The organism is Pseudaminobacter salicylatoxidans (assembly GCF_003148475.1).
Classification (GTDB): Bacteria; Pseudomonadota; Alphaproteobacteria; order Rhizobiales; family Rhizobiaceae; genus Pseudaminobacter; species Pseudaminobacter salicylatoxidans.
In genome coordinates, this window is sequence record NZ_QGGG01000011.1 from 87,060 (window position 1) to 107,135 (window position 20,076).

Here is a 20,076-nt window from a genome sequence, read left to right on the forward strand (position 1 = left end):
CGTGGATCAGGCCGCCAGTGCGTCCTCGGCCGCAATCGCGTCCTTGATGGCCTTGACCAGATCGGTCTTCTCCCAGGAGAAGGAACCGTCGCGGCCCGGCTTGCGGCCGAAATGACCGTAGGCGGTGGTCTTGGCGTAGATCGGCTTGTTGAGATCGAGGTGGCGGCGGATGCCCGAGGGCGACAGGTCCATCACCTCGCGCAGAGCCTTCTCCAGTACACCCTCGTCCACCTTGCCCGTGCCGTGCAGATCGACATAGATCGACAGCGGCTGGGCCACGCCGATGGCGTAGGAAAGCTGGATGGTGCAGCGGTCGGCAAGCTTTGCGGCAACCACGTTCTTGGCCAGATAGCGCGCGGCATAGGCAGCCGAGCGGTCGACCTTGGTGGTGTCCTTGCCAGAGAACGCACCGCCGCCATGCGGGGCCGCGCCGCCATAGGTATCGACGATGATCTTGCGACCGGTGAGGCCGGCGTCGCCATCCGGGCCGCCGATCACGAACTTGCCGGTCGGATTGATGTACCAGTTGCAATTGGCTGCAATCCGCAAGTCGCCCAGGGCTTCGCGGATATAGGGCTCGACGACGGAACGGACCTTCCTGGAATCCCAGCTCGGATCGAGATGCTGCGTCGACAGCACGATCTGCGTGACTTCCGTGGGCTTGCCGTCGACATAGCGCACGGTGACCTGGCTCTTGGCATCGGGGCCAAGCCCGGCGACCTCGCCCTTGCCTTCGCGACGCGCGGCCGAAAGCAGTTCGAGGATCTTGTGGCTGTAATAGATCGGGGCCGGCATCAGGTCCGGGGTCTCGCGGCAGGCGTAGCCGAACATGATGCCCTGGTCGCCAGCGCCTTCGGTGTTGGCGTCGGCAGCCTTGTCAACGCCCTGCGCGATGTCGGCCGACTGGGCATGCAGCAGAACGTCGACCTTGGCATGCTTCCAGTGGAAGCCGTCCTGTTCATAGCCGATCGCGCGGATCGCGCGGCGCGCGGCGGAACGGAATTTCGACGGGTTGATGACGGGATTGCCCTTGGCGTCGAGGACCTGCTTGCCGTCCTTGCCGGTCTTCAGGAGCGTGGCCGGAACCCGGACCTCGCCTGCGATGATTACGCGGTTGGTGGTGGCCAGCGTTTCGCACGCCACGCGCACGTCCCACGCATTCATGCCAGACTTCTTGGCCTCGCGGTAAACCAGGTCCACGATCTCGTCGGAGATACGATCGCAGACCTTGTCCGGATGGCCTTCGGAAACGGATTCACTGGTGAAGAGGTAATTCTGACGTGCCACGGGTGTCCCCTCTAGAAGATAAAAGCGGCAGGATGCCGCATTCGGCAGGACACCGTTAGCGAACGCATGCAGAGCCCGTCAAGGCCGGTTGTTCCTTGGATCAAGCCCTTTCGGGAATTGGCGACCTCATGTCGATATCGCCCCGCGCGTCGCCGGCAACCAGGGTCAGTCTTCTTCTGCAGCAAGCGTCTTGACCAGTTCGATGATCTTGCGGCGCACCTTGGCGTCGGTAATCTTTACAAAGGCGCGGTTGAGTTGGAGCCCTTCGGGGCTGGTCACGAAATCCAGGCCGAAATTCGGGGATTCTTCCGCAAACCCCCTGCCAACCGTGCTTTCCTGTGAGGGAAACTCCTCGAAGAAGAAGGAAACCGGCACGCCGAGAACCGAAGAGATCGCCTGAAGGCGGCTTGCGCCGACCCGGTTCGTGCCCTTCTCGTATTTCTGGATTTGCTGGAAAGTTATTCCAAGCTGTTCGCCAAGGCTTTCCTGGCTCATTCCAAGCATGTTTCGGCGCAGCCTGATCCTGCTGCCGACATAGATGTCGGTCGGATTAGGCTTCTTCTTGTTTTCCTTTTCTATCATCCTGTCCTCGCCGCGCTCCGGCATTCTTCTAATTTCTTTTTCAACCCGGCGGCGAGAGCCCCCACTCTCACCTGATCGCTTCCTTTCAAGGCGGCGCACTATGATTCTCTAATATACCAACTGTCAATTCCAGCGCTGGCGTTGTCCCAATCCCAGTGCCGCGCCAAACACGCCAAGCAGGAACAATATGACCAAACCGCTAATGCGGGGACTGCCGAAACCGTTCTCCCCGCCCTGCGGCGAGAGCGGAATCACGGCATCCACGATGCCACGAGTATTCATCGACAAGGCGTCAACAATACGGCCTCGCTGATCGACCACCCCCGAAATCCCTGTGTTGGCGGCTCGTATCAGCGGAAGCCCGGTTTCAACGGCGCGTATCTGCGCCTGACGGAAATGCTGATAGGGGCCCGGCGTATCGCCAAACCACGCGTCGTTCGTAACGTTTAGAATAATATCGGTTGACGCAACGTCAACGGCAACCAGATCGGGAAAAATGATTTCATAGCAGATGAACGGCACCGCGCGGACATTGCCCGGCACAGCTATTGCATGGCGGCTATTGCCGGGCGTCAGGTTCATCGGCCCGGCCACGAACTGCTCAAGCCCGAAACGGGCGAACAGATCGGCAAAAGGGATATATTCCCCGAACGGGACGAGGTGGACCTTGTCGACCGCATCGACGATTTCGCCCGAACCGTCGATGGCCACGACCGAATTGTAGTAGCGCGTATCGGCCCGGGACGGGTTTCCGCCCTCTTCGCGCATCGCGCCGGCAACCAGCGTCTGCCCGTCATCCAGCACCTCGCCGAGCGCCACCAGCGCATCCGGCCGGTCGGTGAAGAAAAACGGCACCGAGGTTTCCGGCCAAAGGATCATTTGCGGCGCCGGCCGGCCGTTTTGTGCCGGCTGCGCGGAAAGGTCGAGCATCGTGCGGAAGATGCGGTCGCGAACGGCGGCGTCCCACTTCTCGCTGAGGTCGATCGAGGGCTGCACGATCCGTACCGAAAGGTTGCGTCCGTCCACCGGAATCGGCGTGGAAATGCGATAATAACCGAAGCCGACATGCGCGGCGACGAGCACCGCCGCAAGCGCCAGTCCGAGCCGCAGGTGCCGCCGGCCGGCCAAGAGCGCCGGCATGGCGAAGACGAACACCGCAAGCACATTCATACCGGTCATGCCGATCACGGAAACGCTCTGCATCAAAAGCGGCACCGGCATGGCCGCATAGCCGATGGCGTTCCATGGAAAGCCACTGAACAGGAAGGTGCGCAGCCACTCCGCCAGCCCGAAGCCGAAGGCGAGCGCGGCGATACGGCCTATGCCGTCGCTCCACATCAGGCGGGCGACGAGGCAGGCGAAGGCGTAGAAAAATGCAAGCAGAAGCGGAATGCCCACCACCGCCAGCGGCAGCGCCCAGGCAAAGCTGTCGGCTTCCACCAGAACGGCCCCGCCGATCCACCACAGGCCGGTCAGGAAATAGCCGAAGCCGAACCACCAGCCGATGGCGAAGGCCGGCAGCATGCGCCGCAACGGTCCGGCCGCAACCGGCGCCGCCGCTCCATCGAGCAACCAGACAAGAACCGGGAAGGAGATGAAACAGGCCGCGAAGAAATCGTAAGGCGCCTGAGCCAGTGTGGCGAACGCCCCCGCCAGGAAGGCGACGAGCGCGCGTCGCCAGCCCCACAGCAAAATTATCCGCCCTGCAAGGCGCTCCATGCACAGCCCCCCGTCGCGAGAATCACGCGAGAGGTTTAGCAGCAAGAGACCCGTGCTCCAAACACGGGTCAGCCCTGCTCGGCGCGAGCGGCGCGACGGCGGCGTTCGGCCTTCTGCATATGGACGATCCGCACCCGCTTGACGCGCCGCGGATCGGCATCCAGCACGTGGAACTCGAATCCCGGGATCGCCTGCACGACCTCGCCGCGGGTCGGCACGCGGCCCAGCGTGTTGAAGATCATGCCGCCGATGGTGTCGACATATTCGCCGTGCTCGCCGGGCGCGAAATCGTCACCGATCATCTTGGCGACGTCATCGATCTCGGCCTTGGCATCGACGACGAAATTGCCGTCGGGCGTCTGCGTGATCAGCGGCTCTTCGTCGTCATGCTCGTCCTCGATGTCGCCGACGACCATCTCGACGATGTCCTCCAGCGAAACAAGCCCGTCGGTGCCGCCATATTCATCGATGACCAGCGCCATCTGCGTGCGCGAGGCCTGCATGCGGGCCATCAGTTCCGAGGCCGCCATGGATGGCGGCACGAACAGCACGGTGCGGATCAGGCTGAGGTCGCCCACGGTGCGCGCGAGATCGACATGGGAGAGGTCCAGCGACGCCCCGGTGACAACCTTCTTCGAGCGCCCCTTCCTGGCACGGGCCATGCGCGTGACATGGGCCAGCACGTCGCGGATGTGAACCATGCCGCGCGGATCGTCCAGCGTTTCGGAATAGACCGGCATGCGCGAATGGCCGGACTGTTCGAAAAGCACCATGAGATCGCCGAGGCTGGTGGAAATCTCGATCGCCTCGATATCGGCGCGCGGCACCATCACGTCTTCGACGCGAACCTCGCGCAGCCGCAGGATATTGTTGAGCATCGCCCGTTCGCCGGGCGAAAAGCCTTCCGCTTCCGGCGCGCTTTCAGCCAGCGCATCGGTGAGGTCGTCACGCAGGCTCGATCCGTTACGGGGCTTGAAGAGGCTGCTCAGGCGTCCGAGCAGCGATGGACGTTCATGCGAATGCTCGTCCGAAACGCTGCTTGGCGAGCTACTGGGACTAGGTCCCTCTTCCGCATTTTCAGGCGCCTGCGGCGCACTGCCGGCATCCGATCTGGCGGCAGTTTCTTGTCTCTCGTTCATTATCTTCCAGTTGGTTTCCAAGGTCGGTTACGCGTAGGGGTCGGGGATGGCAAGTCTTGCCAGCGCCCTTCGCTCCAGCCCTTCCATCTCTTCCGCCTCCGCGTCAGTCTCGTGATCATAGCCCATGAGATGCAGGAGGCCATGAATCACCAGATGAGTAATATGATTATCGAGCGGCTTTTCTTCCAGTGCCGCCTCTCGCTCAACCGTCTCGGCGGCGAGGATTATATCGCCCATCATCGGCGGCAAGGGCGCGCCAGGCTCGGTCGGGAAAGCGGGAAAGGACAACACATTGGTCGGCTTGTCCTTGCCGCGCCACTCCGCATTCAGCACCTGGATATGGGCATCGTCAGAGAAGACGAGGCTGAGTTCGGTGCCGTTCGGGGCGCTCGCGCCGGTTTCGGCCAGCACGGCGCGGACGGAATCGTGCGCAAGCGCCTCCAGATGCGCCTCGGCGGGCCACTTCCCCGCCTCGACCATGAGGTCGATCGCCACCGGAAGCTCCGGCTGGTCGTGCTGGGCAGTGTTTTCCATCATGCGCTCGCGGCCAATCAGTTTTCGGAACCGCCAAGGCCGCGCTCGATCTTGCCGTCGCGCTCATAGGCCTTGACGATCTCGGCAACCAGCGGATGGCGCACCACGTCGCTGTCGTTGAAGCGCACCGTGACCACGCCCGGCACGCCGTCGAGAATGCGTAGCGCCTCGACCAACCCGGACCGCGTATTCGGCGGCAAGTCGATCTGGCTCGGATCGCCGGTGACGATCATGCGCGAGTTCTCGCCCAGACGGGTGAGAAACATCTTCATCTGCATGGAGGTGGTGTTTTGCGCCTCATCGAGGATCACCGCGGCATGGGCCAGCGTGCGACCGCGCATGAAGGCGAGCGGCGCGATCTCGATCACCTCGGCGGCAATCGCGCGCTCGACCTTGTCGGCCGGCATCATGTCATAGAGCGCGTCATAGAGCGGGCGCAGATAGGGGTCGACCTTTTCCTTCATGTCGCCCGGCAGGAAGCCCAGCCGCTCACCCGCCTCCACCGCCGGCCGCGACAGGACGATGCGCTCGACAAGGCCGCGTTCCAGCAGCATGGCCGCATGCGCCACCGCCAGATAGGTCTTGCCGGTGCCGGCCGGGCCGATGCCGAACACCAGTTCGGCGCGCTCCAGCGCGCGCATATAGGCGTCCTGATTGGCCGAACGGGCATAGATGGTGCGCTTGCGCGTGGAAATCTGCGCGGCCGCCACCTTGCCCTTGCGCTCCAGCGTGGGCAGGATCAACTGGTCGTCCGTGGCAATGGCCATGCGGATTGCACCATCGACATCGGATTGCCCGATCTCCGCGCCCTTCTGCAATATGCCGTAGAGCTGGTCGAGCGTGCGCCGCGCCTGCTCGGCGGCCACCGGATCACCCTTGACGGTCAGCCGGTTGCCGCGTGAGTTGATGCTGACGCCGAGCTTCTGCTCGATGCGGGCAAGGTTCTCGTCGAACTGCCCGTATAAAGCGCTGGCAAGCTTGTTGTTGTCGAAGGTCAGAACGATATGCGCCATGTCCGAGGCCCCGGAGGGCACATTTTTCGCGTCGGCGTTCAACCGTGTCTCCTCATCTGACGGTGCCGTCAGGCCCGTTCGGCGAACAGGCTGGCATGGCCCGTATTCGTGATTCGCGCACTGACAATGTCACCGATTCTGCCGGCCTTTTCATCAAGAATAACCGGCTGCAACCAGGGCGAACGGCCAACGATCTGACCAGCTTGGCGACCCGGCTTCTCGATAAGCGTTTCAATGGTAGTTCCAACGAGGCTGGCAAGGAAAGCGTTTTGCTGCTCGTTCAGAAGCGCCTGCAGGCGCTGCAGGCGTTCATCCTTCACCGCCTCGGCGACATGACCGTCCATCTCGGCGCCCGGCGTGCCGGGGCGTGGTGAATATTTGAACGAAAAGGCCTGCGCATAGTCCACCGCGCGCACCAGTTCCATCGTGTCCTCGAAATCGGCATCCGTCTCGCCCGGAAAGCCGACGATGAAATCGCCCGACATGGCGATGTCCGGCCGCGCCGCCCGGATGCGCTCGATGAGGCGCAGATAGTCGGCCGCCGTGTGCTTGCGGTTCATCGCCTTCAGGATGCGGTCGGACCCCGCCTGCACCGGCAGATGAAGATAGGGCATCAGCGAGGGCAGATCACGATGCGCGGCGATCAATTCGTCGTCCATGTCGCGCGGATGGCTGGTGGTGTAGCGCAGGCGCGACAGGCCGGGGATTTCGGCCAGACGGAACAGCAGCCGGCCAAGGCCCCATTCACTGCCGTCCGGCCCTTCACCGTGCCAGGCGTTCACATTCTGGCCAAGCAGCGTCACCTCACGCACACCGGCCGCCGCCAGTCGCTCCGCCTCGGCCACGATCTGGGCGACAGAGCGCGAAACCTCGGAGCCGCGCGTGTAGGGCACCACGCAGAAGGTGCAGAACTTGTCGCACCCTTCCTGCACGGTGAGGAATGCGGTCACGCCACGGTTGATCACATCCGCGCGCCGGGGCTGCGGAAGGTGATCGAACTTGTCTTCCAGCGCGTAATCGGTCTCGACGACCTTCTCGCCGCCGCGCGCCTTTTTCAGCGCGTCCGGCAGGCGGTGGTAGGTCTGCGGACCGATGACCAGATCGACCGCCGGTGCGCGCCGGATGATCTCGCGCCCTTCGGCCTGCGCCACGCAGCCGGCGACGCCGATCAGCATCTCGTCGCCGTTCCGCGCGCGCTCGGCCTTCAGGTCGCGGATGCGGCCAAGCTCGGAATAGACCTTTTCGGCAGCCTTTTCGCGGATGTGGCAAGTGTTGAGCAGCACCAGATCGGCCTCTTCCATGACCGATGTAGCGACATAGCCGTCCGCAGCCAGCGCATCGGACATGCGCTGGGAATCGTAGACATTCATCTGGCAGCCATAGGTTTTGACAAAAACCTTCTTGGCCGCGCCTGCCGCCTGCGGCGCTTCAGCGCCGTCCTGAGTGATCTGCTCCGGTTCCATGGGCGGGCTTCTAACGCTTTTCGGTGACAAAAAACAGACGAATCTTGGCCGCTTCAGCGGCGAGGATCGCGCAATGCCTTGTTCATCATGGTGCGCACGCGCTCTTCTACCCTGCGCGCGGTCTCCTTGCGGCTGCTGCCGGCGGAAAACTCGATCGGCTCGCCGAAGTGAACTTCGACGTCGATCGCCCCTTCGGCGAGCAGGTCCTTCAGGTGCGGCACGAGATCCTGATCGCCGATCCAGGCGGCGACCGCGCGATGCTGGCGCCCCATCGGCAGGCCCTGCAAGCGGGTGTAGCCGACCGCGACGGGCTGGATGAAAACCCTGTCCACATCGCCCTCACCTATCGCCAGCTCGGCCGCGCCAAACAGCGTGCTTTTGAACGGCAATATCAGGTTGCCGTCGCCGGTCGTGCCTTCGGCAAACAGCACCATGGCGTCGCCGGCGGCCAGCCGGCTGGCAATCTCGCTCGCCTGCGCGCCCGACTTCCTCCTGCGGTCGCGCTCGACGAAAACGCAGCGCTGCAGCCGCGTCAGCCAGCCGATCAGCGGCCAGCCGGCCATTTCCGACTTGGCGATGAAGGAGACGTTGTTGAACGACGCCAGCACCATGACGTCGGTCCACGAAATATGGTTCGACGCCACGAGCAGCGGACGCTGTGGCGCCAGCGCGCCATGCACATGCACGCGAAAGCCGAGGGCGCGCAGGATGAGACTGTGGCACCAGCGACGGATGCGCCAGGGCTCATAGAGCCCGGTTCTCATGCCCAGATAGAGCCACGGCACCAGAAGGGACAGTCCGACGACCACCCAGAGAAGCCCCAGCCCGATACGGATCCTGCTGACCATGCGTTGCTTGCCTGCCTGCAACCGATAGTGACGGCTAGCGAAGGTCGCGGCGCATGACAAGCGCACCGTTGGCGCCGCTGCCGCCGGTGCGGTAGTAGTCCGGCCGCTTGCCGACCTGAATGAAGCCGAGTCGGCGATAAAGCGCGATCGCCGGCGCATTGGTTTCGTCCACTTCGAGGAACAGCGCTTCGGCGCGCTGGGCATGCAGCTCGCGCAGCACTGCATCCATCAGCCGCCAGCCGAGACCGAGGCGCCGGTGCGAGCGCGCCACCGCGATGGTGAGGATTTCAGCCTCGCCGGCCACCAGCCGCGCCAGCACGAAACCCGCCGGCGCTTCATGGCCGCGCCCGACCGCGCGCGCCGCATAGCCGAAAACCGTGTCCTGCTCCAGAAGATCGGCGAATTCGCTGCCCGTCCACGGCCGCGCGAAACCCTCGCGATGGAGATGGAACAGGGCGTCGCCGTCCTCGACCGTCAGCGGCTCCAGCGAGAAATCCCTTTGCCGCGCTGTGACGAAGGGGATGCGCATTACCTGCTCCTCGGAAGGATGAAGCCGGCTTGAGGCTTGGCGTCGGGCTCGCGCAGATAGAGCGGCTTCGGCCGCTCGCCGGCCTGCCTGCCAACTGCCAGCCGGGCATAGGTGCCAATGTCGGCCGTGGCCGCGACAGGGCCCACCGGCCCCGCTTCGGCGCCGATGGCTTCGGCGATCATGCGCGCTGCCGTGCCGGCAAGAGCCGCATCATATTCCGTTGCGAGCAGGATTGCCTTGTCGAGCTGGATCACCGCAGGCTCGAACAGCGCCATGCCGGCATTGTCGTAGACGGCCGCCTGCAGATCGCCGCGCCCGCCATCGAGCGCGGCCAGCACGGTACGTGGTTCGTAGCGCGCGCGTGCCTCGGCCGCCAGCGCCTCCAGCGTGTTGACGCCGATGGCCGGAATGTCGAGCGCCAGCGCCAGCCCGCGCGCCGCCGAAACCGCGACCCGCACGCCGGTGAAGGACCCGGGGCCGACAGAGACGGCAACCGCATAGAGACCGGAAAAGCCGAGACCGGCCGCCTGCATGGCCGCATCGATCACGCCCATCAGGTGTTCGGCATGGCCTTTGTCGAGGTCGAGCACCTCACGGCCAAGCTCCCTGCCGGCATCGGCGTCATAAACGCTTGCAGCGCAGAGTTTCGCGGCGGTATCGATTGCAAGTATCTTCATGAGTTCATCGCTAGCCGAACCGCGCGGGCCGGGCAAGCGATCGCGGGCCCCTATAGATCGATCCTGAGCCGGGGCAGGAAGCGGCCGGCAATCGAGGCGGACGATACCTGACCTATCTCCACCGCGCCCATACGCAGGTAGAAGTCGCGCGCGCCTGGATCGGAATCGATGAACATCGCGCGTGCGCCGACGGCAACGGCTTTCTCTTTGGCCCAATCAAGCAGCAGGCGGCCAACGCCCTTGCCGAGATGGGAAGGCTCGACGAACAATTTGTCGAGTTCGCATGCGTCGCCAGCAACGGAGATTTCGGCGAAACCGACAGGCGTCCCGTCATCGACCGCGACCATCATGCGCCCATCCGCCGCCGGTTTCACCATCAGTTCGGCGCGACAGGCCTCCATGAAGGCCGCGTCATATCCATGCACGGCCTTGGAGCGCAGGCAGAGCCCGCTCAAAGGCTCCGCCTCGTCGTCCCGCGGCACCCTAAGCTTCAGCACTATGTCGATCCTTCGCCTTCAGCTCCAGCCGGCGTGCATGCAGCACCGGCTCGGTGTAGCCGTTGGGCTGCTCGCGGCCCTTGAAAACGAGGTCGCAGGCGGCCTGGAAGGCGATCGAATTGTCGAAGTCGGGCGCCATCGGCCGGTACAGCGGGTCGCCCGCATTCTGCCGGTCCACCACTGCCGCCATGCGCCGCATCGTCTCCATCACCTGCTCGTGCGAGACGACGCCATGGTGCAGCCAGTTGGCGAGGTGCTGCGAGGAGATGCGCAGCGTTGCGCGGTCCTCCATCAGCCCGACATCGTTGATGTCCGGCACCTTGGAGCAGCCGACACCCTGGTCGACCCAGCGCACGACATAGCCGAGGATGCCCTGGGCGTTGTTGTCGATCTCCTGCTGGATTTCCTCCGGGGTCCAGTTCGGCCGCGCCGCCACCGGCACCGAGAGGATGTCGTCGAGTTTCGCGCGCGGGCGGCTCTTCAGCTTTTCCTGCACCGCATGGACATCGACCCTGTGATAATGCGTGGCGTGCAGCGTGGCTGCCGTCGGCGACGGCACCCAGGCAGTGTTGGCGCCGGCCTGCGGATGCGCGATCTTCTCAACCAGCATCGCCGCCATCAGGTCGGGCATGGCCCACATGCCCTTGCCGATCTGGGCGTGGCCGGACAGACCGCATGCCAGACCGGTATCGACGTTCCACGCCTCATAGGCTGCAATCCACGGCGCCTGCTTCATGTCGCCCTTGCGGATCATCGGCCCGGCTTCCATCGCGGTGTGGATTTCGTCGCCGGTGCGGTCGAGGAAGCCGGTGTTGATGAACACCACGCGCTCGCTGGCCGCGCGGATGCACTCCTTGAGATTGACGGTGGTGCGCCGCTCCTCGTCCATGACACCCATCTTGAGCGTGTTCTTTTCCATGCCGAGCAACTTTTCGACGCGCTCGAACAGCTCCACCGCGAAGGCCACTTCCTGCGGCCCGTGCATCTTGGGCTTGACCACATAGACCGATCCGGCGCGCGAATTCTTGCGCACGCCGTTGGGGCCGACATCGTGCAGCGCGATCAGCCCGGTGATGGCGGCATCCATGATGCCCTCCGGCACCTCGTTGCCGTCGCGGTCGAGGATCGCCGGATTGGTGGTCAGATGGCCGACATTGCGCACCAGCATCAGCGAACGGGCCGGCAACACCAGCTTCCCGCCCTCTGGCGCGGTGTATTCGCGGTCGGCGTTGAGCTTGCGGGTAACGCTCCTGCCGCCCTTGTCGAAGGTTTCGGCAAGGTCGCCCTTCATCAGCCCGAGCCAGTTGCGATAGGCCAGAACCTTGTCCTCGGCGTCCACCGCCGCGACCGAATCCTCGCAATCCTGGATCGTCGTCAGCGCCGCCTCGAGCACAAGGTCGGCGATACCGGCCGCATCGGTCTTGCCGATGGTGTGGCTGCGGTCGATGACGATCTCGACATGCAGGCCGTTCTTGACCAGCAGCACCGCCGACGGCGCCGCCGCCTCGCCGCGATAGCCGACGAACTGCGCCGGATCGGCAAGGCCGGTCGTGCCCACGGCCAGCCTGCCGTCCCTGACCGACAGCGCCCCGGCTGCGGCCCAGGAGCCGTCCTTCAGCGGCGCGGACGCGTCGAGGAAATCGCGCCCCCAGGCGATGACCTTCTCGCCGCGCTTGGGGTTGTAACCCTTGCCCTTCTCCGCGCCATCGGTCTCGGGGATGGCGTCGGTGCCATAGAGCGCGTCATAGAGCGAGCCCCAGCGAGCGTTGGCGGCGTTGAGCGCATAGCGCGCATTCATCACCGGCACGACGAGCTGCGGGCCGGCAAGCACGGCGATCTCGGGATCGACATTCTCCGTGGTGATCTGGAAGTCCGGACCTTCCTCGACCAGATAGCCGATCTCGGTCAGGAAGGCGCGATAGGCGGCCAGATCCGCCGGCGCGCCGTTGGCACGGTGCCAGGCGTCGATCTTTTCCTGCAGGGCAGCGCGTTTGGCCAGCAGCTCGGCGTTTTTGGGCGCAAGGTCCTGGACGATCGCGGCAAGCCCGGTCCAGAAAGCGGCAGCCTCCACCCCAGTCCCAGGCAGCGCCTCCCCCACAACGAAATCATGAAGCTCACGGGCAACCGACAGACCCGATGCTTCCACCATATCGCTCATAGTATTTCTCCTGGCACCCTATCCCTACGGATGTTTGCGGCCTTTGACCACGTTGGGATGGCAGGGTCAATTCATCCCTAAGTTCCACACCACTCCGGAGCACGAAAACCCGGCTTGCGACACCGTACGCGGGCGCCGAAGCCGGTTTCCACGTACCGGTGTCATGTTCTATGCGGCAATTCGCGGCCTGCCCGTGGCAACTGCCAGAATATGGGCCTCGATGAACATGCGCCGCCCGTCCACCATCGAGGCGCGCACATCATGCGTCACTTCGATCTCGGCGGCGTCCGTACCGGCTTCCAGAGCGCGTTGCGCGGCAAGCTTGCGGATTTCGGTGTCGGCCACGCGGATGGCCTCCTCCTCGTCGAGGAAATCCTGGATCTCGTCGCCCGAGGCGACACGGAACACGCCTTCCTTGGGCTGGCTGACGCGCGCCTCGGCCGAAATACGCACCTGCCCGACCACGGCGCCGAGCGCGTTGGCCACGTCGGTGTCGCGCGGCACCACGCATTCATTGCCGACGAAGCCGTGCAGGCTGGCATAGTGCAGCGGCGCGGATGCACCGAGCCCGATTACCGGGCGGTCGAGCGCCACCGCAAACCGGGCGATGCCTTCATGTCCGTCGACGGCGCGCTGCACCAGCGCATGCGCGACCGCTGACGCTCCATCCAGCCCATCCTCGGCAAAGGCGGTTTCGAGGATCGCCTCCGCTGAATTGCGGGTGACGGCACGCAGCACCCGCTCGGCCAGCGCTTCGGGCGTCTCGGCGATCAACTGGCCGCGACCGTCGCGCTTGCGGGCAAACAGTTCGGCACCAAGGCGGGCAGCCCCGGCATTCCAGTTCGCCTGGCGCCCGAGCGCGTGGGCGGCATCCGACGGCGTGAAGCCGACCACATGCACCAGTCCACGCCCGACCAGCCGGTTGAGTGTCGCGAGCTGCGCCGTCGACATCAGCAAGCCGTCGAGCGCCAGCGGGACCGCGCCGATGGTTTCGTAGAGCTTCGCTTCCGAACTGCTCAGCCCCGATGCCAGCCGCTCCGGCACGCCGGTGCGCATGGCGAAGCGGCCGTCCAGACGCCCCGCATTGGGCGCGCGAAGCTGACGTTCGAGCTGACTGACCACCGCCTCCTCATGGGCGACCGCAGCCAGCGCCAGCGGCACGACGCGGCGCGGGCCAAGCATGATGCGCGGGGCCAGCCCGCTATCCTGCAACGCAACTTCCGAATCCCCGCCAAGGCCGAAGGTGCGCATGGCGACCGCCTCCACCATGGTGCGGAAACCGCCAACGGTTGCGCCTTCGGGATCGAGCCGCGGCCGCCCGTGATCGAGCACGGCCACGTCCGTGGTAGTGCCGCCGATGTCCGAAACGACCGCATTGTCGAGGCCGGTGAGATGACGGGCGCCAACGAGGCTGGCGGCCGGACCCGACAGGATCGTCTCGATCGGCCGCTGCCGGGCGAAGCCGGCCGAAACCAGCGCGCCGTCACCGCGCACGACCATCAACGGAGCCTTGATCCGCCGCGCCTCCAGAAACCCCTCCGTCGCCGCGACCAACCGGTCGATCATCGAGATCAGCCGTGCATTGAGCAGCGTGGTGAGCGCCCGGCGCGGGCCCCCGAGCTTGGCCGACAGTTCGTGGCTGGCGGTGACGGGCAGGCCGGTCCTTTCGCGGATCAGTTCGCGCGCGGCGATCTCGTGGGCCGGATTGCGCGTGGCGAAATAGGCGCAGACCGCAAAGCCCGACACCGATTTCTCCAGCTCCGGCAGCGCAGCCTCCAGCTCGGCAAGGTCCAACGGCCTGGCATTGCCATGCACGTCATGCCCGCCGCCGCAGAACACCACGGGATCGGTGCCAAGCGCGGTCTTCAGCCCGTCGCGGGCGAGATCCTCTTCGGAAAAGCCGATCATGACCAGCGCCACACGCCCGCCCTGCCCCTCGACCAGCGCATTGGTGGCAAGCGTGGTGGACATCGACACCAGCTTTATCGCGGCAGGATCGGCCTTCGCCTCGGACAGCACCGCATCGACCGCGCCCGAGATGCCGACCGCCAGATCGTGCCGCGTGGTGAGCGACTTGGCCTTGGCGGTGACGCCGGCGCTCTCCGACCACAGAACCGCATCGGTATAGGTGCCGCCTGTATCGATACCGAGAAACAGCGGACCGGAAACCTGCGGTGACGATGGCATGGGCTTTTCGGTCATGTCTGGGGCAATCCGGGACGGTTGAACTCGCCCCTGCCCTTAGCCCATAAGCCCCTGCCACGGAAGCACCGGAAGGTGAGCCAGACGCCGGGTCAACCCGGTTGCAACGCCTGTGACAAGCCAAAAGAAAGAATAGCAACCCTCACCCCGAGACGGTGGCGCAAGCTGCCGCCTCGAAGGAGAGCAATGGTGATATTTTCCGCCGGGTTCAAGCGCGGCGATTTTTCAACGCCTCAGTACGGCCAATCGCCCTTTCCAAGCGCGCGCACCGCTTCCACGATCCGGGTAAAGCTTTCACGCGCGCGGCCGACCGAATGGCGCGCGCGCAGATGGCCATGGACCAGACCCGGCTCGTCGAACCACCAGGCCTTGCCGCCGGCCGCCTGGATGCGGTCGCGGTAATCGCGGCCGTCGTCCGACAATGGATCGCATTCGGCAGTGATAACAGCCGTCGGCGGCAGATCGGAATAATCCTCATCATTGAACGGCGCGAAGGTGGCGTCCTTCGAAATGTCCCGGCCGCCCGCGCGCATGTCGCGGTAATAATCCATGTCGCGCACGCTCAGCAGCGGCGCGTCGTAATGGGTCACGTAAGAGCCCTGCCCCAACTTGCCGCCGAGACCCGGATAAATCAGCACCTGGCCGATCGCGGCACGTGCGTGGCCGCGCGTGGTGTGCGAAACCGCCGCCGCCAGATTGCCGCCGGCGGAATCGCCGCACAGCACGATGGGCTGCGCATAAGTCTTTGTCGCCCATTCGAAGGCCGCACGGCAGTCGTCATAGGCGGCGGGATGCGTGTGCTCCGGCACCAGGCGGTAGTCGACCGAGACCACCTCATAGCCGGTGCGCTCGCAGATTTCGGCGCAGACATCGTCGTGGCTGTCGAGCCCGCCAAGGATAAAACCGCCGCCGTGGAAATAGAGCACCATGGCCGCGTCGTTCGGCTCGGCATTGCGATAGATGCGGACCGGGATTTTGTGGGTCGGCGTCTCAACCGCAGAGTCCGTCGCCGTCACTCCGGCCGGATAGCCGGCATGGAACTCGCGGCACATCCGGTCATAAGTGCGGCGCTGCTCGTCCACGCTATGGTCGACCGCGTCCGGCGGATAAAAGCTGTTGGTGCGGTCGATGAAGGCCCATGTCTCCGCATCGATCAGCTTGCTGTAGTCGGTCATCGGTCGTCCTCCTGCACTGCTATGCTATTTGCCCTTCCACACCGGGTCGCGCTTTTCGGCGAAGGCGCGGAAGCCTTCCATGTTGTCGTCCGAGGCGTAGAGCTCGTCGACGGTGCGGAACTTGCGCTTGGTGATCCAGTTCATGGCGTCCTGGAACTCCATCGCCTCGGCCTTGCGGGCCACTTCCTTGATCGAGGCGAAGACCAGCGGCGGGCCGCCGGCGAGCAGGCGGGCGATCTCCCAGACTCGGTCCTCGAGCTTGTCGGCCGGCAGAACCTCGTTGACGAGGCCCCAGCGATGCGCCTCGGCCACGTCCATCCAGCGACCGGTGAGCAGCAGGTCCATGGCGACATGATAGGGAATGCGCTTGGGCAGCTTGATCGTCGCGGCATCGGCCAGCGTACCTGCCTTGATCTCCGGCAGCGCGAAAGAAGAATGCTCGGAGGCGTAGATCAGGTCGCAGGACAGCGCCAGTTCGAAGCCGCCGCCCACCGCCATGCCGTTGACGCAGGCGATGACCGGCTTGTTCATGTCGCGCAACTCCTGCAGGCCGGCAAAGCCGCCGACGCCATAGTCGCCGTCCACCGCATCGCCGTTTGCCGCGGCCTTGAGGTCCCAGCCGGCCGAGAAGAACTTGTCGCCGGCCGTCTTCACGATGCAGACGCGCAGTTCGGGGTCGTCGCGGAAGGCCTGAAAAGTCAAACCCAGCAGGCGCGACGTGGCGAGGTCGATGGCATTGGCTTTCGGCCGGTCGAGCGTCACTTCGAGGATTGTGCCTTCGCGGCGGGTCTTTACGACATCGGACATTTTTGGAACCTCCCTGGCGGCTCAGCCTTCGACTGAAACCACAGCCTTCTTCTCGTGGGAAACGGACGCCGCCGCTTCGCCTTCGTTTGTCACCAGCAGCGCATCGGCGATCCAGGCGCCCTTGCCCTCGCCGCAGACGATGAGCGGGTTCACGTCGAGCTCCTCGATCGTGTGCGCGTTTTCCTGCACGAAGCGCGAAATGGCAAGGATCGCATCCACGGCAGCCGACACATCGGCCCTGGCGCGGCCGCGATAACCGTCGAGCAGCGGATAGAGCCTGAGATTCTTCAGCGCCGCCTCGACTTCGTCGCGCGATGCCGGCAGAAGCAGCGTCGCGCTGTCCTGGAGCAGTTCGACCAGCACGCCGCCGGTGCCCACGGTCATGACCGGGCCAAACAGTGCATCGCGCGTGACGCCGACGATCAGCTCGGCAACGCCGCCTTCCACCATGCGCTCGACATAGAGGCCGGTGCCGAGCGGCAGCAAGGCTTCGGCCGTCGCTCGCACTTCTTCGGGAGATTTGAGGTTCAGCTTCACCGCGCCGAGTTCGCTCTTGTGGGCCACGCCCAGCGCCTTGAGCGCCACCGGGAACCCAAGCTTCTCGGCGGCCGCAACAGCCTCGGCCACACTGGCCGCGCAAGCTCCTTGCGGCACGGCGAGACCGGCAGAACGCAACAGCGCCTTGGCTTCGGCCTCGTCGGGTACCACCTTACCCTCCCCCTTGTGGGGAGGGTCGGCGCGAAGCGCCGGGTTGGGAGTTGCATCACCGGCCTTACCCCCACCCCCGCATTCGGCGCGACCTCCCCACAAGGGGGAGGTAGAGGGTTGGCTCCACGCCTCGCCGATGAACGCCGCCGCTTCGGCCGCATCCATCGCCTCGACGATGCCCTGCAAGGGCACGATGCCGCGCTTGAACAGCTCCGCCGCATGCGCCTCGGCCACGTTTTCCAGCATGGAGGCGACGATGGCGCCGCGCGCCTTGCTGGTCTTCAGCGCCGCCTCGAAGGCGCGCACCGTCGGCCACCAGTCGGCATCCGAGCAGCGGTCGCCGCGCGGGAAATCGAGCACCAGCATGTTGAGGTCGAAGCCGCCCGACACCATCGCGGTGAACGTGTCGGTCATGGCCGGTTCGTTGTTCCAGATGAAGGTGTGGTAGTCGAGCGGATTGGCCACGGCCACGAAGGAGCCAAGCGTCGATTTTACCCGCGACCAATGCTCCTGCGTCAGTGCCGGGAAGCGGACCTTGCGGCCCTCGGCCGTATCGGCCATGACCGAGGCTTCGCCGCCCGAACAGCTCATCGAAGACAGCGTGTCGCCGGGAAGCGGGCCGAAGGCGTGCAAGAGCTTCAGCGTTTCGAGAAGCGAGGGGATCGAATTCACCCGCGCAATGCCGAGCCGCTTGAGGAAGGCGTCGGACGCCGCATCGGAACCGGCAAGCGAGGCGGTATGCGAAACCGTCGCCGCGCGCGCCTGTTCGGAGCGGCCGACCTTCATCGCCACGATCGGCTTGCTCAACTCGCGTGCCCGCGCCGCCAGCCGCTCGAAACCGTCGACCTTGTCAAAACCCTCGATATGCAGGCCGAGACAGGAAACGCGCTCGTCCTCGATCAGGCCGAGCGCCATTTCGGAGAGGCCCGTCTGCGCCTGGTTGCCGGCCGTCATCAGGAACGAAATTGGCAGGCCGCGCTGCTGCATGGTGATGTTGCAGGCGATGTTGGACGACTGCGTGATGATCGCCACACCACGCGTGCCGGGCTCCAGCCGCTGGCCGCCATGCTGGTCGGGCCACAAAAGCGCACCATCGGCATAATTGATCAGGCCGTAGCAGTTCGGCCCGATGACCGGCATCGAGCCCGCCGCCGCGACCAGCTCGGCCTGAAGCCGCTCGCCATCCTCGTCGTCGGCACCGGCTTCGAGGAAGCCCGAGGCAAAGCAGATCGCCCCGCCCGCGCCGCGCTCGGAAAGCTCGCGCACAATGTCGATGGTGGCGAAGCGGTTGACGCCGATGAACACGGCATCCGGCGCGCCCGGCAGGTCTGCCACCGAGGCATAGGCCTTCACGCCCTCCACCTCGTCGCGCTTGGGGTGCACCGGCCAGATGTCGCCCACAAAGCCCATTTTCAGCGACTGCTTGACGACATTGGGCGCAAACGCGCCGCCGCCGATGACCGCGATGGATTTCGGGCGCAGGAGCCGTTCGAGACGCAGCATGGCTCAGCCCCCGACGGCGCGCAGCAGCGCGCGGGAAATAATATGCCGCTGGATTTCCGACGTGCCTTCCCAGATGCGCTCGACGCGGGCGTCGCGCCAGATGCGTTCCAGTGGCAGGTCGTCCATCAGGCCCATGCCGCCGTGGATCTGGATCGCCTCGTCGGCGATGAAGGCCAGAACCTCGGTGGCCTTGAGCTTGGCCATGGCCATATCCTGATCGGTCACGGTGCCCTGGTCGTATTTCCAGGCGGCCTCACGGGTAAGCAGCTCCGCCGCCTTCAGCTCGGTCGCCATGTCGGCGAGCTTGAAGGAAACGCCCTGGAACTTGCCGATCTGCTGGCCGAACTGCTCTCGGCTAGCGGCATATTCGATGGCATGGCCAAGCGCGCGCTCGGCACGTCCGAGACAGGTCGAAGCGACCTGCAGCCGGGTCGCGCCCAGCCAGCTGTTGGCGACCTCAAAGCCCTTGTGGACCTCGCCCAGCACCTGGCTCTTTGGCAGGCGACAGTTGTCGAATTCGAGGATGGCGTTGGTGTAGCCGCGATGCGAGACATTGCGATAGCCGTCGCGCACCGTGAAGCCCGGCGTACCCTTGTCGACGAAGAACGCGGTGATCTTCTTGCGTTTGCCGCGCGGGGTATCCTCTTCGCCCGAGGCCATGAAGACAATGGCGAAGTCGGCGATGTCGGCGTGGGAGATAAAATGCTTGGTGCCGTTGAGGACAAAATCGTCGCCGTCCTGCATGGCGGTCGCCTTCATGCCGCGCAGGTCGGAGCCCGCACCCGGCTCAGTCATCGCCAGGCAATCCCACGTCTCGCCGCGAATGCAGGGATAAAGGTACTTTTCCTTCTGCTCGTCGGTGCCGGCGAGCAGGATGTTGGACGGGCGCGCCACGCAGGTCCAGTGCAGCGCATAATTGGCGCGGCCGAGTTCCTTTTCATAGAGCAGCCACGACACCGTATCGAGGCCCGCGCCACCGACTTCGGCCGGCATGTTGGCGGCATAAAGACCGGCCTCGATCGCCTTGGCCTGAATCTCCTCGATCAGTTCACGGCGCAGATGTCCGGTGCGCTCCACTTCCGCCTCATGCGGATAAAGCTCGTTTTCGACAAAGGCCCGCGTCGTGTCGACGATCAGGCGCTGTTCTTCGGTAAGCCCGAAATCCATCAGTAACCTCCCATACAGGCGACATGGCCGCCCAAATCCGTCCCCGTCCGGTCTGCTTCGTGCAACGG

At 64.9% G+C, this 20,076-nt stretch carries 17 protein-coding genes; all 17 read right to left on the minus strand.

Going from position 1 to position 20,076, the window contains the following annotated elements:
- Positions 1–6: 6 nt before the first annotated feature.
- On the minus strand, positions 7–1,287 hold the full coding sequence (gene metK / locus C7441_RS15745) for a methionine adenosyltransferase (protein WP_019171862.1): 1,281 nt from the start codon (positions 1,285–1,287) through the stop codon (positions 7–9).
- Positions 1,288–1,452: 165 nt separating this feature from the next.
- Positions 1,453–1,869: a helix-turn-helix domain-containing protein gene (locus tag C7441_RS15750; RefSeq protein ID WP_026060337.1), complete on the minus strand. Its 417-nt coding sequence runs from the start codon at positions 1,867–1,869 to the stop codon at positions 1,453–1,455.
- A 123-nt stretch (positions 1,870–1,992) separates the two neighbouring features.
- Positions 1,993–3,588 (minus strand): apolipoprotein N-acyltransferase, encoded by a 1,596-nt coding sequence (lnt, locus tag C7441_RS15755; RefSeq protein ID WP_109613701.1) that lies wholly within the window; start codon positions 3,586–3,588, stop codon positions 1,993–1,995.
- Between the two features lie 68 nt (positions 3,589–3,656).
- Positions 3,657–4,727: a hemolysin family protein gene (locus tag C7441_RS15760; protein ID WP_109613763.1), complete on the minus strand. Its 1,071-nt coding sequence runs from the start codon at positions 4,725–4,727 to the stop codon at positions 3,657–3,659.
- 27 nt (positions 4,728–4,754) lie between these two features.
- Positions 4,755–5,261, minus strand: a complete 507-nt coding sequence (gene ybeY, locus C7441_RS15765) for an rRNA maturation RNase YbeY (RefSeq protein ID WP_170125153.1) — start codon at positions 5,259–5,261, stop codon at positions 4,755–4,757.
- A gap of 17 nt (positions 5,262–5,278) precedes the next feature.
- Positions 5,279–6,274: a PhoH family protein gene (locus C7441_RS15770; protein WP_109613703.1), complete on the minus strand. Its 996-nt coding sequence runs from the start codon at positions 6,272–6,274 to the stop codon at positions 5,279–5,281.
- Between the two features lie 68 nt (positions 6,275–6,342).
- Complete coding sequence (gene miaB, locus C7441_RS15775; protein WP_109613704.1) at positions 6,343–7,737, minus strand: tRNA (N6-isopentenyl adenosine(37)-C2)-methylthiotransferase MiaB; 1,395 nt, start codon at positions 7,735–7,737, stop codon at positions 6,343–6,345.
- Between the two features lie 53 nt (positions 7,738–7,790).
- On the minus strand, positions 7,791–8,585 hold the full coding sequence (gene olsA / locus C7441_RS15780) for a lyso-ornithine lipid O-acyltransferase (RefSeq protein ID WP_170125154.1): 795 nt from the start codon (positions 8,583–8,585) through the stop codon (positions 7,791–7,793).
- Between the two features lie 34 nt (positions 8,586–8,619).
- Entirely contained in the window at positions 8,620–9,114 is a 495-nt protein-coding gene (locus C7441_RS15785) for a GNAT family N-acetyltransferase (protein ID WP_109613705.1), read from the minus strand.
- Positions 9,114–9,791, minus strand: coding sequence for a tRNA (adenosine(37)-N6)-threonylcarbamoyltransferase complex dimerization subunit type 1 TsaB (tsaB, locus tag C7441_RS15790; protein WP_109613706.1), 678 nt, complete (start codon positions 9,789–9,791; stop codon positions 9,114–9,116). Before tsaB ends, C7441_RS15785 begins: the two co-directional genes overlap by 1 nt.
- Positions 9,792–9,841: 50 nt before the next feature.
- Positions 9,842–10,288 (minus strand): GNAT family N-acetyltransferase, encoded by a 447-nt coding sequence (locus C7441_RS15795; RefSeq protein WP_244916172.1) that lies wholly within the window; start codon positions 10,286–10,288, stop codon positions 9,842–9,844.
- Positions 10,275–12,446: a malate synthase G gene (locus C7441_RS15800; protein WP_109613707.1), complete on the minus strand. Its 2,172-nt coding sequence runs from the start codon at positions 12,444–12,446 to the stop codon at positions 10,275–10,277. Before C7441_RS15800 ends, C7441_RS15795 begins: the two co-directional genes overlap by 14 nt.
- Before the next feature lie 168 nt (positions 12,447–12,614).
- Positions 12,615–14,648, minus strand: coding sequence for a hydantoinase/oxoprolinase family protein (locus tag C7441_RS15805; RefSeq protein WP_210205666.1), 2,034 nt, complete (start codon positions 14,646–14,648; stop codon positions 12,615–12,617).
- A gap of 233 nt (positions 14,649–14,881) precedes the next feature.
- Entirely contained in the window at positions 14,882–15,823 is a 942-nt protein-coding gene (locus tag C7441_RS15810) for an alpha/beta hydrolase (protein WP_109613708.1), read from the minus strand.
- 24 nt (positions 15,824–15,847) lie between these two features.
- On the minus strand, positions 15,848–16,630 hold the full coding sequence (locus tag C7441_RS15815) for a carnitinyl-CoA dehydratase (protein WP_109613709.1): 783 nt from the start codon (positions 16,628–16,630) through the stop codon (positions 15,848–15,850).
- Between the two features lie 21 nt (positions 16,631–16,651).
- Positions 16,652–18,841: an acetate--CoA ligase family protein gene (locus C7441_RS15820; RefSeq protein ID WP_109613710.1), complete on the minus strand. Its 2,190-nt coding sequence runs from the start codon at positions 18,839–18,841 to the stop codon at positions 16,652–16,654.
- A 3-nt stretch (positions 18,842–18,844) separates the two neighbouring features.
- Entirely contained in the window at positions 18,845–20,008 is a 1,164-nt protein-coding gene (locus C7441_RS15825; RefSeq protein ID WP_109613711.1) for an acyl-CoA dehydrogenase family protein, read from the minus strand.
- Positions 20,009–20,076 lie beyond the last annotated feature (68 nt).